We start from the raw sequence: 15381 nt of genomic DNA, 5'->3' as shown, positions 1-15381 counted from the left end.
TTAGCCTACCCTATACCTTTAATTACGGGGTTTCTTGGCTGGAGGAGTTCCCAGCACCGCATTTCGGGTAGATACCGGAGCAGAGGCATCCGCATCTACCTCGATATTTACCGTCCCGTTGAGTGAGGCAGCAGCCTCTAAATCGGCGCGAACTGCCGGAAGATTATTGGCAGACCAATCATCAGCGTAAACCATAGTTACCTGCTCAAATGGGGTGCGCTGACCTACTTTGGCTTCGGATTTTACTTTCCGCAGTACGCTCAGCGTGTCGCCCGCGAGTTTAAGGAGCTGGCTATCTCCTGCCACCTGTTTTAGCTCGGGGGAGACGCTTGGCCAGGGCGCGATATGGACGGAGCCGGTGCGATACCAAGACCATACTTCCTCGGCTGAATAAGGTAGGAACGGAGCTAGCAGTCGGGTTACGTTATCGACCACTATGGCGAGGGCGCAGCGAGCGGAATCTTGGGCGTCCTCTTGCCATTTTCCGGAAAAATTGTGGGCACGGTCTTTTACTAGCTCTAGGTAGTTGTCACAAAAATCCCAGAAGAAGGACTCGGTTTGCTCTAGAGCGCGGGTGTGGTCATACCGTTCAAATGCGTCTGTAGCAGCGGTAATAACCTCACTGAGGCGGGCAATAACCGCTTTATCTAAAGGAATGATTACTTTTGCGGGATCTAGGCATAGACCAGCGTCCTCGGTCATTGAAAGTGCGAACTTGGAAGCGTTTAGCAGTTTCATCGCTAGGCGGCGTCCAATTTTCATTTGGGCTTCTTCAAAAGCGGTATCGGTTCCCAGCCGTGCAGCTGCGGCCCAATAACGAACTGCATCGGATCCATGTTTTTCTAACAGTCCCATCGGGGTTACTACATTCCCCTTGGACTTGGACATCTTTTTGCGATCGGGGTCTAGAATCCAACCGGAAATCGCGGCGTTTTTGAAGGGAAGGGCGCCGAATTCTAGGTGGGCACGCACCACGGTCGAGAACAGCCAGGTACGGATAATGTCTTGACCTTGGGGACGCACATCCATGGGGTATACTCGCTGGAATAAATCCTCGTCTCGCAGCCAACCGCCTGCAATCTGGGGAGTCAGGGAAGAGGTTGCCCAGGTGTCTAAAATATCGACTTCTCCGGCAAATCCGCCGGCTTTGCCCCGCTGATCTTCGGTAAATCCCTCAGGTACATCACTGCTGGGATCAATCGGCAAGGATTCTTCAGAAGGCATTAACACCTGGTCGTAATCGATTTCGCCGTTCTGATTAATGCGGTACCACAGCGGAATCGGTACCCCGAAGAAACGCTGGCGAGAAACCAACCAGTCATTATGCAGACCATGTACCCAGTTGGCATAGCGTACTTTCATAAAATCGGGGTGGAAACGCAATTCCTCTCCGCGTTTGAGGAGTTCAGTATTAAGGTTTTCTTGATGTTCCGGTAGCGTATAGTCACTGCCGCCATTGCGGATATACCATTGGCGCGACATTACTATTTCCAGCGGCTTATCTCCCTTTTCAAAGAAATTGGTTTGCCGCATAGTTTTTTGCGGTTCGCCCTTTAGCTCTCCGCTTTCTTTAAGCGCCTCAACTACGATTTGCCGTGCTGAGAAAGTGGTTTTTCCGCGAATAGCGTCCATCAGCTGTTTGCCGGAAGTATCGGTAATCCAATCGGTGTTTTCGTGGGTAATACGACCATCCTTAGTTAAAATCACCCTGGTGGGTAGGTTTAAATCCCGCCACCATTCCACATCGGTAACGTCACCAAAAGTACAGCACATGGCAATGCCAGCGCCTTTATCCATTTCGGCCGCTGGGTGCGCTAAGACCGGAACCTCTACGTTAAAGCCCGGGCTGGTCACGGTTTTACCAAATAGATGCTGGTAGCGCTGATCATCGGGGTGAGCTACTAGGCAGCAGCAAGCAGCCAATAGTTCCGGACGGGTGGTTTCAATAATTACGTCCTGCCCATCAGGAAGATGGAAAGCTAAGGCATGGTAAAGACCGGGGTAGTCACGAGCCTCTAGTTCGGCCTGCGCTACCGCAGTTTGGAAAGTTACATCCCACAGCCCCGGTGCTGCTGCCTGATAGGCTTCCCCGCGTTTAAGATTGCGTAAAAATGCAGTTTGAGCCACTTTTTGGGAGTCTTTAGAAATAGTTTGGTATTGGTGCTTCCAATCTACGCTGAGCCCCAGGCGCCGCCAGAGCGCTTCAAAGGATTTTTCGTCCTCTTTAGTTAGCTGTTCGCACAGTTCAATAAAGTTTTTGCGGGAAACCGGAACCTGATCGCGGGCTTTAACCGATTTGGAATCGCCATGATGAGGCGGCTCAAAATTTGGGTCATAGGGCAGCGAGGGATCGCAACGGACTCCGTAATAGTTTTGGGCGCGCCGCTCGGTAGGTAGCCCGTTATCGTCCCAGCCCATGGGGTAAAACACTGCTTTGCCCTGCATTCGCTGGTAGCGAGCCAGGCAATCGGTGTGGGTATAGGAGAACACGTGCCCTACGTGCAAAGAGCCGGAAGCCGTAGGCGGGGGAGTGTCGATTGAGAACACCTCTTGGCGCTGCGCCGTGCGGTCAAAAGCATAGACCTGTTGCTCTTCCCAGGTCTGTTCCCAGCGTTCTTCAAGGCCATCAACGCTTACCCGATTAGGAACTTTTGGTGCAGGTAAGTTCATATCTTCTAAATCCCGGTGGTTTTGGGGATTACTCATCGGCCATCTCCTGTTTCATTATTTCCAAACTACCGGCGCTTGAGCTAATAGGGGGCGCGGTAACTGGTGCTTGCCTACCCTACTAAACTACTCGGTTTGCTAGGGCAATCTCAAAAATACCTCCCCCTCCTTGAGACAGATAAACCGTTGGATATATAAATAGAGCCTGCCACTAAAATCAGCTAAATGGCTAAGATAATCGAAGTGGCAGGCTCTACGGTATCCTCCTGGGGAGGAGAAGTTTTTTAGTTTTCGGTTCTACCTCCGTTTTCGCGGGCAATCTGCAAGTTGTAGGGGGTGTCCCAATAAACTTCCTGGGTGAAAGGGGAACGTTTGGTGGAACGTACCTTATAAATGTGGTATGCGAACACCGCCACATTAGCCACTAAAGCTGCTGCTGACAGCAATAGCATCGCAGTCGGGTTGTGGGCGCTGCGGTGAGCAAACATGGAATCTTGCATAAAGTGCGGGAAAGTTAGCACTATCGCCGACCAGAAGGTCAAGGTATAGGCTCGGTATTGAATCCAAGCCCCTTTCCCAAAGGGCAAGAAAGCGGGAATTGTGCAAGCGGCGAGCAAAGCTACCCCCGAATACCAGGCGCGGTCAGCTAGACAGTTATATACGTAGGCAACATTCCACAAATCGTAGGCGATAATCCAACCAACAGTCAGATCGCCCCAGATAATTTGCTTATTTTTACCTTTGGATACGTAGATTCCCATCCAGCCCGAAATCATGAGGAAATTTAGGATTCCCGCGATTCCGTTCATAATGTTCCAAGGCCCGCCCCAGGTAACCATTCCTTGGGAGGGATCCACCCCGTGAATCGAATAGCACTGGAAATCGCGGATTACGGCCTCGATAATATTCACCGCCAAAATCAGCGGGGGAATACATAAATACCAGCGTTTAGTGCGTAGCTTGGGGAAATATTGCAACGCTACCAGTGATAGGGAGCCGATTAGCGCTGAGTACTGTTTTACTATCGGAAACCAACCGTCCGAGTTAGTACCGGCGCGCGAAGTAGGCCACCAAAAAATTGTCAGTGCCACCGGAATCACGATAAATACGGCAATCGCGACCCATTTATAGCGAATAGCCAACCAGGCCATCACCGCCAAGGCGGCAATCACCACCACTAGCATCAAGTAGTCATACCATTGCCCCAGTTCAAAAAAGAACAGGGTAGGATAATCCGGTTTCATCAGTTATTTCGCCGTCCTTTTACCCCAGTTGGGAAGATAAGTTTTCTCTTTCTTTTGGCGAATCTGTTCCTCCCAAGAGAACTCTGGTTCTTCCCAATCTGTGAAATAGTCACTATCTACTACCTTGGCCCAGGGAGAGTCAGCGGAAGAGGGTGGCCAGGCGGGATTATCGGTTACTGGAGGACGTACCTCGTTCACTGCCGGGTCTTGCCGTCCATAGCGCAGCCATTGGTTGTGAATACCTTCGTAAAGTTCGGTGCCATCCCAACGTCCTGCCGGAGTGTCGTAGCCGAAGAGCTTACCTCCCAGCACTGCCCGCTTAATCCGTCCTTGCCACTGCGGCTTTTTACGGAACTCGGCAACCCGCTTTACATATAGGTTCTGTAGGTGCGCCATACAGCCCCCGATAAGCTCGATATTTATCCAGTTAATCGCAGCTGCGAACTTGGTGTCGGGTTCAAATCCGATCCGCCAATGGTTGATTAACCGGCAACGATTACCTTGGAGGGGAATCAGATAGAAGCACCAGGCAGCCGCATAGTGTTTCATTCCCGGGTAGCGGAAAGCGAAAGAGCCCGGTGCCCGCGGTGGATGCTTGGTATCTACCCACTGGGAAAGATATTTACCAGGGACTACGTCTGCCCACTCCATAGACATACCCGTGAAGTCAAAAGCTGCTATATCACCCGGTTTTAAAGCGTCTGACCCTTGCCACTGTTCTTGAATTTCGTAGGAATTAAAGAAAGGTAGCCGGGCAAAAGTACGTTCCAAAAACTCGGAAGAATAAGAGCCCGCCTTGTCGCAACCTAGCTGTTTTAGGTGCCGGTACACCGCATAGGCGGGAGCATCGATATTAATCGCGTAAGTGGAGGAGCGACCATTGGAATAACAGCGGTCAATCAAGTCATCGGAAGGATAGTGCCACTCATTTTCCTCTTTGGTAGCTTTGCCCGAAAACTGACTGAAGCCGAGCATTCCGCCGAGGATGACACTGCCCCCAATTGCGCCTAGGCGCAAAATACTTCCAATACGAGCGTTAAAAACAGACATATTTCTTCTCCGTAGCTTAACTTTTCCAAACAGGTAACATCTTCGTCAGTCCTGCGTTACCATTAAATTTACCACTTTCTGATGAATAGTAACGTCTTTTGAAAAGGAATATCCAAAAGCCATACTCGCAGCTAGTGGCAAATATAAAAGGTAATAAGTAAGCTCAAAGTGACCAGGCAGCGCAGCCTGGTTAATAAGAAGGAATTCTAATGGGGTTTTTATGGGAAGTAGGCCCGGTTTGGGTCTATCTTTTTTGGATATTAATTTTTGTCCTCCAAATGCTGGTGGCAGAAATGCACCGCCGCTGGACCTGGACTGCTTTCGCCCTCTGGACAGTCGGGGGAGTATTAGCCATTCCCTATGTGATTATCCATGGGGTTCCCATGGTGGGTTGGTTCCCTTTCGGAAAATTCATCATCATGCTCGCCACTGCCACTATGACCGCGTTCCTACTGCATTGGGGAAAACGTAACCCCCTAAAAGCTCGCCGATACGCGATTTGGTTTGGGGTAGCCCTGTGGATCGGATTGGCAGTAAACATTATGGAAGCCAATATTCGCGACCTCACCATCTATTTTGAAGCCGACACCTACCGTGCCTGCGCCACCAACTTCCAATGCCTAATGGATATTGATTCCTCTCGCTCAATCTCAATGATCGAGGGATTACCAGAAACCCGTGACATTACTGCTGCTAGCGGATCTGTCGCCTGGTATCAAGCCGCCGCCGATGCCTTTAAGGTCAGCGGAGTGGGAATTGACCCCGCCACCGGATTCCGCACCATCGGCGGCTACTGGAATCTGCTCTCGGCAGCGGCCGGGGTGCTAAACATTATTACCATTACCGGGCTGGGAAAAATCTTTATTTCCTCGGCGAAGAAAGGAAAAGTACAGGGGCTAATCTGGGCAGATATGGCCTGGCCGTGGATTATTGCCTATGACCTGTGGAATCATTCTTTCCTGTACAACTCGCTCGCGGATTACACCTGGTATTGCACTTTGGCGTTACTGCTCGCCTGTACGGTTCCCGCCTTTACCTGGGCGAAAGGGCAATGGATTTGGTTCCGTTGTTTCACTTTGATGTTTTGGATTGCGGCTAATAATATCTTCCCGGAACTCTTGGTGCGCCCCTCTATCATGACCAACTACGCCACTATGAACCCGACGGCTAATATCGTGTGTGCCTGGTTGGCATTGCTCTCTAATGTGGCACTGTTTGTCTATTGGCTCTACAAGATGAAGAAACATCACCGTAACCCCTGGACAAACTGCCTGTTCTTCGAGTTGGGAGCCTTTAGGAAAGTGGTGAAACTCTACGCGGATGATAAGGATAAGTATTTCTTGACTGATTTCATTCCCGAAACCCCCTCCCAGCTGGGGTTCGAACCAGAATCGCAGCAGCCGCCAGTAGACGGATATGTCGGGTGGATGCCTTGGTGGAAACAGGACAAGCGCTATCCGAAACCGCGCACTCCGCTTTCAGCTGACCCCAAGCTCGTCGAAAAAGGGATCGAATCTGATCCCAGCTGGGACGTCACCAAAGAAAAGGAAGCTTAACTATCTGCAAAAATGCAAAATAGAACGTTTGTTCGTAGGATAGAGGTGTGGATGAAAAACTGGTAGTTAAAGGGGCACGCGAACACAATCTGCGCAATGTAGGCATTGAGATTCCGCGTGACAAGATGGTGGTGTTTACCGGGCTGTCTGGCTCGGGGAAATCCTCGCTGGCATTTGACACCATTTTTGCCGAGGGACAACGCCGCTATGTGGAATCTCTTTCCTCCTATGCCCGCCAGTTTTTAGGTCGTCTGGATAAACCGGATGTGGATTTTATCGGCGGTCTTTCCCCCGCAGTCTCTATTGACCAAAAATCCACCTCCCGTAATCCGCGTTCTACCGTAGGTACAATTACCGAGGTCTATGATTATCTCCGTTTGCTGTATGCGCGCGCTGGGCAAGCCCACTGTCCGGTGTGCGGGGAAAAGATTCAGGCACAAACCGCGGGACAAATCGTTGATCAGCTGCTGACTTTGCCGGAAAAAACCAGATTTCAGGTCTTAGCTCCACTGGTACGCGGACGCAAAGGCGAATACAGCGAGCTATTTGCCGATTTGGTAACCCAGGGGTTCTCGGCGGCAGTGGTGGATGGGGAAACCGTGCGTCTGACCCAGCCCCCCAAGCTAGAACGCCAAATTAAGCACGATATTTTTGTGCGCGTAGATCGCCTGGTTATAAAAGAAGGGGTGCGGACCCGGCTTTCCGACTCGATAGAAACCGCGCTTAAATTAGCGCAAGGGCTGGTGGTAATCGATTTTGTAGACTTGGAGGAGACGGATGTAAATCGTTATCGGCGTTTTTCTGAAAATCGTGCCTGTCCCAATGATCACCCCTTGCAGCTTGAAGAAATAGAGCCCCGCACCTTCTCTTTCAATGCCCCCTATGGAGCGTGTCCAGACTGTTCAGGGCTAGGGTCTCACCTGGAAGTTGATCCGGAACTGGTGGTTCCCAACCCGGAGCTTTCAATTTCTGAGGGCGCGATTGCCCCCTGGTCCACCAAGAATAAGTATCTGCTCAGCATGGTTTCCGCGCTAGGGAAAGAGCTTGGATTCGACCTAGACACCTCTTTCCGCGACCTCTCGTCCTCCCAAAAGAAAGCACTGTTAAAAGGACGCGACTACCAGGTAAAAGTAAAGTTTAAGAATCGTTGGGGCAGGATGCGCACCTATTCTTCCGGGTTCGAGGGCGCGATTCCTTGGATTATGCGCAAACGGGAGGAAACCGAATCCGAGGTAATGCGTGCGCGTTACGAGGGTTATATGCGCCAAGTTCCCTGCTCTACCTGTCACGGTGACCGTCTAAAGCCGGAAGTATTGGCGGTGAGAATCGGAGACCTGAATATCGCAGAATTGACGAAGCTGTCTATCACTGCCTCCAGTGATTACTTATCTAAATTGCGCTTACAGGGGGCGGCGAAGAAGATTGCCGAACCGATTCTTAAAGAGGTAAAAGCCAGGTTACAGTTCCTAAAAGACGTGGGCCTAGGCTATTTAACTTTGGCGCGGGGAGCAGCCACGCTCTCCGGGGGCGAAGCCCAGCGGATTCGCCTGGCTACCCAGATTGGTTCCGGCCTGGTAGGGGTACTTTATGTGCTGGATGAGCCCTCAATTGGTTTGCACCAGCGCGATAACCACAAGCTAATCGAAACCCTAAAGAAGCTCCGCGACCTCGGAAACACTTTATTGGTGGTAGAACATGACGAGGACACTATCCGCGCTAGCGACTGGATAGTCGATATTGGCCCGGAAGCCGGAGAGCACGGGGGAGAGGTTCTCTATTCTGGGCCGGTAGCGGGGATTGCTGACTGTAAGCGCTCTCTTACCGGACAGTATCTAACCGGTAAAAAGCAGATTGCAGTCCCCAAAAAACGGCGCAAGATTGAAAAAGATCGACAAATAAAAATTATTGGGGCGCGGGAAAATAACCTGAAAAATCTCGACGTTTCGATCCCTCTAGGTAAGTTAGTACTGGTCACCGGGGTATCTGGTTCTGGAAAATCTACTTTGATTAACCAGATAATGTATGAGGCTTTAGCGGCAAAGTTGCAACGCAAAAAAGTAGTTCCCGGTCGCCATAAAGGAATTGAAGGTATCGAACACTTGGACAAGGTGGTGCACGTAGATCAAAGTCCGATTGGACGCAATCCCCGTTCTAACCCCGCCACCTATACCGGGGTGTGGGACGCGGTGCGCGCCCTCTTTGCCCAAACTCCCGAGGCGCAGCTGCGCGGATACGGTCCGGGCCGTTTTTCCTTCAACGTCAAAGGAGGGCGCTGCGAGGCTTGTAAAGGAGATGGCACGCTTAAGATTGAAATGAACTTCCTGCCGGACGTGTATGTACCTTGCGAAGTCTGCGAGGGGGCGCGCTATAACCAGGAAACTTTAGAGATCAAATACCGGGGTAAATCAGTAGCCGAAGTGCTCGATATGCCAATCAGCGAAGCGGCAGAATTTTTTGCTCCGATAAACAAGATTTCTCGTCACCTGAACACCCTGGTAGAGGTGGGATTAGGGTATTTGCGTCTCGGACAAAGCGCCACCACTCTTTCCGGTGGGGAAGCCCAGCGGGTAAAACTAGCCAGTGAACTCCAGCGCCGCTCCAATGGACGCACTATTTATGTCCTCGATGAACCCACCACCGGGCTACACCTGGAAGATATTCGCAAATTAATGCTGGTGTTGCAGTCCTTGGTGGACAAAGGCAACTCGGTTATCGTAATCGAACACAATCTGGATGTGATTAAGTGTGCCGATTGGGTAATTGATTTAGGTCCCGAGGGCGGAGACGGCGGGGGAACTTTGGTCGCCCAAGGTACCCCGGAACAAGTTGCAAAAGTGAAGGCTTCTTACACCGGGCAATATCTTCGGCAACTTCTCTAAGGTTTTGGAATAGCTGTCTGATTACCTGTTTAGCAGGCTTCCTAACAAACCGCCGACGATTTCTTGATAGCAATCGTTAGTTATTTCCGCTTTTCTTAGGGAAGGAAACCTAAGAAACGTTATGATTATCCTATGTCTTGAAGCTTGGGATTAGCAGGTATTTTGGGATATGCAAGGTAAAAAAGTCCCGTAAACTACCTACTTAGGCGGCTAAATGAAGTTTCCTATGCTAGCCTACGGAAGCGTAATCTATTATGAATTGGAGATTCGCCAATGGGAGCACCGCTTATCGATTTAATGCAATTCACCTCGGTGGTCGCAGCTGTATTAGACCGTGGGCGCAAACGTCCTCGTGAAATTGCGGTAGAGCGCCCCTCAGCCCTAGGGGCTGCCTGGGAAAAAATATCTGCTTCCGCATTAGCCAGCGATATTCGTGCCGCCGGTCTTGGCTGGATAGGCTTGGGGCTTAAACCCGGAGAAGCGGTCTCTATTTTAGGTTCAACCAGCTACGAGTGGATGATTATGGATTTGGGAGCCCAAGCTGCCGGTCTAGTTACCGTTCCCATTTATGAAACTGACTCCTATGAACAAATCAAATGGATTACCCAAAAAGCACAGGTAAAGGCGGTAATTACCGATACTACGGCGCAAGCTGTAATGGTGCGCCAATTAGCTAAAGAACCAGAACTTGCCGGACAAATCTCGGAGGTTTTCTCTTTAGATGATTCTGGTTTAACTAGATTATTGGAACACGGTCGCGCACTTAGCCCTGCCCAGTTAGATCAGCGCCTGGAACAGATACAGCTAGAGGATCTTTGCACGATTGTGTTTACTTCCGGGACAACCGGACGTCCTAAAGGCGTTGAAATGACTCACGCTAACTTCCTTCGCCCTATGAATTCCGTAATCGAAAAGCGTAGCTGGAATGAATGGGTTTTTGATCCGGGGGCGCGGGTTATTTACTTCCTGCCAGTAGCCCATGTACTCGCGCGATTCTTGGGGTATCAGCAGCTGGTTGGTCATGGAACTGGCGCATTTTTGCCCAATGCCAAAACCATCGTCCAGGATATGCAAACCTTTAAGCCCAATGCTTTGCTAGTAGTGCCTCGCGTTTTAGAAAAAGTCTATAACGCTGCTGATGCCACCGCTGGTTCGGGAATTAAGCTTAGGATTTTCCGCCTGGCTGCCCGCACTGCGGAACACTGGGCGCGCCTGCAAGAATCGGGTAAAGAGATCACTTTCGCTCACAAAATAAAGATAGCTTTGGCACGTAAGCTAGTTCTAAATAAAATCCGTAAACTGCTAGGGGGCAACCTACAGGGAATCGTTTCTGGAGGTGCACCCATGGCTGAACGTCTCGGTCGCTTCTTTATCGGATGTGGAATCGAAGTCCTGCAAGGATACGGTGCTACGGAAACCACCGGTCCGCTAACCATGTCCGAGCGGATAGGGAACAAAACCGGGTATGTGGGGCAGCCGCTTCTTTGTAACGAAGTACGCCTAGGAGAGGGCGGAGAGCTGCAAGCCCGGGGCGGCTCGATTATGCGGGGCTATCATGGGGAACCAGAACTCACCAAGGAAGCTTTTACCGAGGACGGCTGGTTCAAAACCGGAGATCTTGGGCAAATCGATGCAGATGGGAATGTCAAAATTACCGGGCGCGCCAAAGAGATCATTGTTACTGCTGGCGGCAAGAATGTTGCCCCCGCCGTCCTAGAAGAACGTCTTAAAGGACACCCGCTGATTTCACAGGTTATGGTAGTTGGCGATAATAAACCTTTCGTTGCTGCCTTGGTCACTATCGACAAAGAAATGCTTCCTACCTGGTTAAAGAATCATGGAATCGAGCAGATGGACATTACCCGCGCGGCTCGAGATACCCGGGTACTGGAAGCCTTGCAGCGGGCGGTTCAGCGTACCAATCGGGCGGTATCAAGGGCGGAATCTATCCGTAAGATCAAGGTGCTTACCACCGATTGGACTATCGAAAATGGGATGCTTACGCCCTCGCTAAAAATCAAACGCGACCGGATTCGAGCTGCCTATGCGGAACAAATCGAGGATTTGTTTACCAAGAGGGAACAAAAATAGTAGATCAGCCGGCCTATAAGCCGGGTTCTGTACTGGCAAAGCCAGTGGCGACCATCTATCTACGACGTACGTTACCGCACGCCTGAAGCAACCTACCCGCAAGCTAAAGGCGGACAACCTGGCTTGCTGCTTGGTCTTGCTCCGGATGGGGTTTACCTAGCGAGTCAAGTCACCTCGACCCCTGGTGGTCTCTTACACCACCTTTTCACCCTTACCACGCGAGGCGTGGCGGTTTGTTTTCTGCGGCACTAGCCCGCGGGTCACCCCGGGTGGCTGTTAGCCATCATCCTGTCCTATGGAGCCCGGACTTTCCTCGACTATCACTAGCCGCGGCCGCCCGGCCGGCTGATCTTGGTCAATAATACGCTAAAAGTTTTAAGGAGCTGAAAAACAAAGCTTTGTGGAAAGGATTTATCGGAAGCTGCATAGGACGGGCAGGCAAACGATTTTTCTAAGGTTGCTAGACTAAAGACATGGTTGCCTATATTGATATTCACCCCGTAAATCCACAAGCGCGGCTAATCACTAAAGCTGCTGACATTATCCGAGATGGAGGGGTAATCGCCTATCCTACCGATTCGGGATATGCCCTCGGATGCAAACTTGGAAATAAAGCGGGGCTGGAACGGATTCAAACTATCCGCAAGCTGCCTAAAACCCACAACTTCACCCTGATTTGCCACGATTTTAAGCAACTGGGCAAGCTGGTAATCGTAGATAATTCGGCGTTTAAGCTGATAAACCGGCTTACCCCCGGACCGTTTACCTTTATTATGAAGGGCGACAAGGCGGTACCACGGATTATGGTTAATCCCAAGAAAAAGACCGTGGGGGCACGAATTCCTAATCATGTAACCACCTTGGCGCTAGTAGAAGAACTGGGGGAGCCGTTAATGTCCTCCACTTTGATTTTGCCGGACAAGGAAGTTCCAGAAGCTAACGGCTGGGAAATTCGTGATGAAATCGGTTACCTCCTAGATGCGGTTATTGAAGGACCAGTAGAAGAACCTCTGCCTACGACAGTTATTGACCTCACTGGAGAAGTTCCCGAGGTAGTGCGCCAGGGTGCCGGCGATCTTTCGGATGTAATGCTCTAGTGGATCTTTTCCAGCAGACCTCTTACAGTGAGCAGGGGATTCCTGTATATTCATCCTCGGCTCCCTTAGCGGTGAGAATGCGTCCCACTTCGGTTGCCGAGGTCGTGGGGCAATCTCACCTGCTAGAACCGGCATCTCCCTTGCAGCGGCTTTTAAAACCCCAAGGCAGCGCCGGACAGGTTAGCTCTATTATTTTTTACGGGCCGCCGGGTACTGGGAAAACCACACTTGCCTACCTGGTTGCCACCGCCTCACAGCGAAATTTCGTTGAGGTCAGCGCGGTTTCGGCCGGGGTTAAAGAAGTGCGGGCAGTGATAAAGGAGGCACGCCAGCAGCTACGAGCCACCGGTAAACAAACCGTGTTGTTTGTCGATGAGGTACATCGTTTTTCTAAATCTCAGCAAGATGCCCTGCTTCCGGCGGTAGAAAACTCTTGGGTAATTCTGGTGGCAGCTACCACTGAAAATCCCGCCTTTTCTATAGTGTCGCCGCTATTGTCTCGTTCTTTGCTGCTCACTCTAAATCCCCTAACTAAACAGGACGTTATTGAGCTTTCCCGCCGCGCCCTAATAGATAAACGCGGCCTTGACGGGAAAGTTACTGCTAGCGAGGAAGTCTTAGACTCGCTGGCAGATTTGGGGGGAGCCGATGCCAGAAAGACGCTGACTTTACTTGAGGCAGCGGCCGAGGGTGCTTTAGCGCAAAACCGCAGTGCTATTAGCATTGACGATGTTTCGTTGGCCGCCGATGCGGCGGTAGTTAAATATGACCGTGATGACCATTATGACGTGATTAGTGCTTTTATTAAATCGATGCGGGGCTCAGATGTGGATGCTAGCTTGCATTATTTGGCGCGCATGATTGAAGGGGGAGAAGATCCGCGTTTTATTGCCCGGCGAATAATGATTTGCGCCAGCGAGGACGTGGGGATGGCAGATCCGAAGGCTCTGGAAGTAGCGGTGGCCGCTGCCCAGGCTGTCCAGATGATTGGAATGCCGGAGGGACGAATTATATTAGCCCAGGCCGCTATCGCGGTTGCTACCGCCCCGAAATCCAATGCCTCCTATCTGGGTATCGAAGCCGCTATTAAAGATGTACGCGCCGGAAAAAGTGATGCTGTACCTGCTCCGCTGCGTGATTCTCATTACCCTGGAGCTAGCAAATTGGGAGTGTCCGGCTATAAATATGCGCACGATTATCCGCACCACATCGTGAAGCAAACCTATTTACCTGCATCTTTAGTTGGAACTCAGTATTATCACCCCAGTGATAACGGGTACGAAGATTTGGTGTCTAAGCGTTTGCATACCATTCGTGGCATTTTGGCCAATGGCAATGGGGAACAAAAATAAGCTAACCTAAGACAGTTGTCTCCAGACAACCCTGGGGTCTTAGCCCGCGTGGTGACCCCACCGGTCTGACCGGTGAAATGATAAATATCGGAAACATACAGGAGAAAACTAAATGGGAAATAAGCGTGCACGTAAGCAGGTTCGTCTATCTCGGGCTTTGGGGATTGCCTTAACCCCTAAAGCACAGCGTTACTTTGAACGTCGCCCCTATGGGCCGGGTGAACATGGGCGGGCTCGCCGCCGCAGCGAATCCGACTACGCCATTCGTCTAAAGGAAAAGCAGCGTCTACGCGCCCAATACAATATCCGCGAAGCTCAGATGCGTCGCTTGTTCGAGGAAGCCCGGCGGATGAAAGGCATGACCGGTGAAAACCTGATTGTGCTGCTAGAATCCCGCCTAGATGCCCTGGTATTGCGCTCTGGATTTGCTCGCACCATGCCTCAGGCTCGTCAGACCGTGGTACATCGCCACGTTCTGGTAGACGGCAAACCGGTTGATTGCCCCTCTTACCGGGTAAAGCCGGGACAGGTTATCCAGATTTGTCCGAAGTCCCAAACCAAGGATCCTTTCATTGTGGCTGCTGCCGGTTCCCACCGCGATGTATTGCCCGATGTTCCTGGCTACCTGGATGTGAACTTAGAACAGCTCCAAGCGACCTATGTGCGTCTGCCTCAGCGCGAAGAAATTCCCGTGGTCTGCGACCTGCAGATGGTTGTTGAGCACTACTCGCGTTAATCAAAATATCTTTCAGCCTGATGCCTCCCGATTTATCGGGAGGCATCTCGCATATCTGGCTTGGTTCTAGGCTGGGTGCTCGATAGGGTAAAATTTAGCGATATAAGGATTTTTACGGAAGGAAAACTATGAGCATCGGTGAGATTGCTTCACTAATCGCCGCTCTAGCATTTTTGCTGCTAGTGCTGTTCTTAGCGATACCGCTATGGAAACTGGGAAAGGTGTTTGACCAGTTACAAGGCTCAATCAAACAGGTCGCTAACGATACTGGTGACACTGTAAAAGAAGTAACTCAAACGGTGCGCGATGCCAACGCCCAACTGGTTAGGGTCGATGCCGTCACTACTTCAGCGGCGCAGGTTGCTCAAGATGTGTCGGCGGTTTCTACTTTGGTTTCTTCCACCTTTGCCGGACCGCTAATTAAACTTTCAGCCTTTTCCTACGCCACTCGCAAACTGTTCAACCGGAAGGGCAAATAAGAAATGAAAAAACTGGTAAAACTGGGAATTACGGTGGCGGTGCTCGGAGCTATAGCCTACTCGATTCCGCCGGTACGTCAGCGGATGCAAACCGCGTATGAAAACTTCCAGCAAGATTTTAAAGGCAGAGAATTCCAGCTGCGCGAAGCCTTAATGCCGCAGACCACTCCGCTTAGTTAAATTTGGTTTTATATTAAAAATCGTCCTCCCTATCTAGATTACGAGGCATA

11 protein-coding genes and 1 other RNA gene are annotated in these 15381 nt (G+C 50.9%); 8 read left to right on the top strand and 4 right to left on the bottom strand.

Annotated features, from left to right (window positions below; all coding sequences use genetic code 11):
- Positions 1 to 18: 18 nt before the first annotated feature.
- The 3 genes from valS to PG728_RS03170 all read right to left on the bottom strand — a co-directional run bounded on the left by valS (position 19) and on the right by PG728_RS03170 (position 4961).
- Positions 19 to 2706 (bottom strand): valine--tRNA ligase, encoded by a 2688-nt coding sequence (gene valS / locus PG728_RS03180; RefSeq protein ID WP_270625805.1) that lies wholly within the window; start codon positions 2704 to 2706, stop codon positions 19 to 21.
- Between the two features lie 245 nt (positions 2707 to 2951).
- Positions 2952 to 3911, bottom strand: a complete 960-nt coding sequence (locus tag PG728_RS03175) for a DUF5692 family protein (RefSeq protein WP_270625802.1) — start codon at positions 3909 to 3911, stop codon at positions 2952 to 2954.
- A 3-nt stretch (positions 3912 to 3914) separates the two neighbouring features.
- Positions 3915 to 4961 carry a hypothetical protein gene (locus tag PG728_RS03170; protein WP_408648192.1) on the bottom strand — a complete coding sequence of 349 codons (1047 nt, stop codon included), beginning with the start codon at positions 4959 to 4961 and terminating at the stop codon, positions 3915 to 3917.
- A 209-nt stretch (positions 4962 to 5170) separates the two neighbouring features.
- Here PG728_RS03170 and PG728_RS03165 point away from each other — a divergent pair, with 209 nt between their 5' ends.
- The 3 genes from PG728_RS03165 to PG728_RS03155 all read left to right on the top strand — a co-directional run bounded on the left by PG728_RS03165 (position 5171) and on the right by PG728_RS03155 (position 11487).
- Positions 5171 to 6517 (top strand): DUF5692 family protein, encoded by a 1347-nt coding sequence (locus PG728_RS03165; RefSeq protein ID WP_270625801.1) that lies wholly within the window; start codon positions 5171 to 5173, stop codon positions 6515 to 6517.
- A gap of 47 nt (positions 6518 to 6564) precedes the next feature.
- A complete protein-coding gene (gene uvrA, locus PG728_RS03160) occupies positions 6565 to 9396 on the top strand; it encodes an excinuclease ABC subunit UvrA (protein ID WP_270625797.1) in 2832 nt (943 codons plus the stop codon).
- A 273-nt stretch (positions 9397 to 9669) separates the two neighbouring features.
- Positions 9670 to 11487, top strand: a complete 1818-nt coding sequence (locus PG728_RS03155) for an AMP-dependent synthetase/ligase (protein ID WP_270625796.1) — start codon at positions 9670 to 9672, stop codon at positions 11485 to 11487.
- On the opposite strand, the gene rnpB is transcribed toward PG728_RS03155, so the two are convergent.
- Positions 11488 to 11836, bottom strand: an RNA gene (gene rnpB, locus PG728_RS03150) — RNase P RNA component class A. It lies immediately after the preceding gene.
- Positions 11837 to 11960: 124 nt separating this feature from the next.
- Here rnpB and PG728_RS03145 point away from each other — a divergent pair.
- From PG728_RS03145 to PG728_RS03125, 5 genes are all read left to right on the top strand, one after another.
- Positions 11961 to 12584: an L-threonylcarbamoyladenylate synthase gene (locus PG728_RS03145; RefSeq protein ID WP_270625794.1), complete on the top strand. Its 624-nt coding sequence runs from the start codon at positions 11961 to 11963 to the stop codon at positions 12582 to 12584.
- Positions 12584 to 13936, top strand: coding sequence for a replication-associated recombination protein A (locus tag PG728_RS03140; RefSeq protein WP_270625792.1), 1353 nt, complete (start codon positions 12584 to 12586; stop codon positions 13934 to 13936). Before PG728_RS03145 ends, PG728_RS03140 begins: the two co-directional genes overlap by 1 nt.
- 112 nt (positions 13937 to 14048) lie before the next feature.
- Positions 14049 to 14672, top strand: coding sequence for a 30S ribosomal protein S4 (gene rpsD, locus PG728_RS03135; protein WP_072509635.1), 624 nt, complete (start codon positions 14049 to 14051; stop codon positions 14670 to 14672).
- Positions 14673 to 14800: 128 nt separating this feature from the next.
- Entirely contained in the window at positions 14801 to 15151 is a 351-nt protein-coding gene (locus PG728_RS03130; RefSeq protein ID WP_072509636.1) for a DUF948 domain-containing protein, read from the top strand.
- A 3-nt stretch (positions 15152 to 15154) separates the two neighbouring features.
- A complete protein-coding gene (locus tag PG728_RS03125) occupies positions 15155 to 15331 on the top strand; it encodes a hypothetical protein (protein WP_270625790.1) in 177 nt (58 codons plus the stop codon).
- Positions 15332 to 15381: the final 50 nt, after the last annotated feature.

The sequence above is a fragment of the Varibaculum timonense genome (assembly GCF_027694345.1).
GTDB classification, from domain to species: domain Bacteria; phylum Actinomycetota; class Actinomycetes; order Actinomycetales; family Actinomycetaceae; genus Varibaculum; species Varibaculum timonense_A.
The sequence above is the reverse complement of the archived record's forward strand: the minus strand, read 5'-3'. Positions and strand labels throughout refer to the sequence as shown.

Excerpts from the sequence above, each read along its gene's own strand:
- rpsD (WP_072509635.1), top strand. The coding sequence starts at position 14,049 with ATGGGAAATAAGCGTGCACGTAAGCAGGTTCGTCTATCTCGGGCTTTG.
- PG728_RS03175 (WP_270625802.1), bottom strand. The coding sequence starts at position 3,911 with ATGAAACCGGATTATCCTACCCTGTTCTTTTTTGAACTGGGGCAATGG.
- PG728_RS03155 (WP_270625796.1), top strand. The coding sequence starts at position 9,670 with ATGGGAGCACCGCTTATCGATTTAATGCAATTCACCTCGGTGGTCGCA.
- PG728_RS03125 (WP_270625790.1), top strand. The coding sequence starts at position 15,155 with ATGAAAAAACTGGTAAAACTGGGAATTACGGTGGCGGTGCTCGGAGCT.
- PG728_RS03145 (WP_270625794.1), top strand. The coding sequence starts at position 11,961 with ATGGTTGCCTATATTGATATTCACCCCGTAAATCCACAAGCGCGGCTA.
- PG728_RS03165 (WP_270625801.1), top strand. The coding sequence starts at position 5,171 with ATGGGGTTTTTATGGGAAGTAGGCCCGGTTTGGGTCTATCTTTTTTGG.
- PG728_RS03130 (WP_072509636.1), top strand. The coding sequence starts at position 14,801 with ATGAGCATCGGTGAGATTGCTTCACTAATCGCCGCTCTAGCATTTTTG.
- valS (WP_270625805.1), bottom strand. The coding sequence starts at position 2,706 with ATGAGTAATCCCCAAAACCACCGGGATTTAGAAGATATGAACTTACCT.
- PG728_RS03170 (WP_408648192.1), bottom strand. The coding sequence starts at position 4,961 with ATGTCTGTTTTTAACGCTCGTATTGGAAGTATTTTGCGCCTAGGCGCA.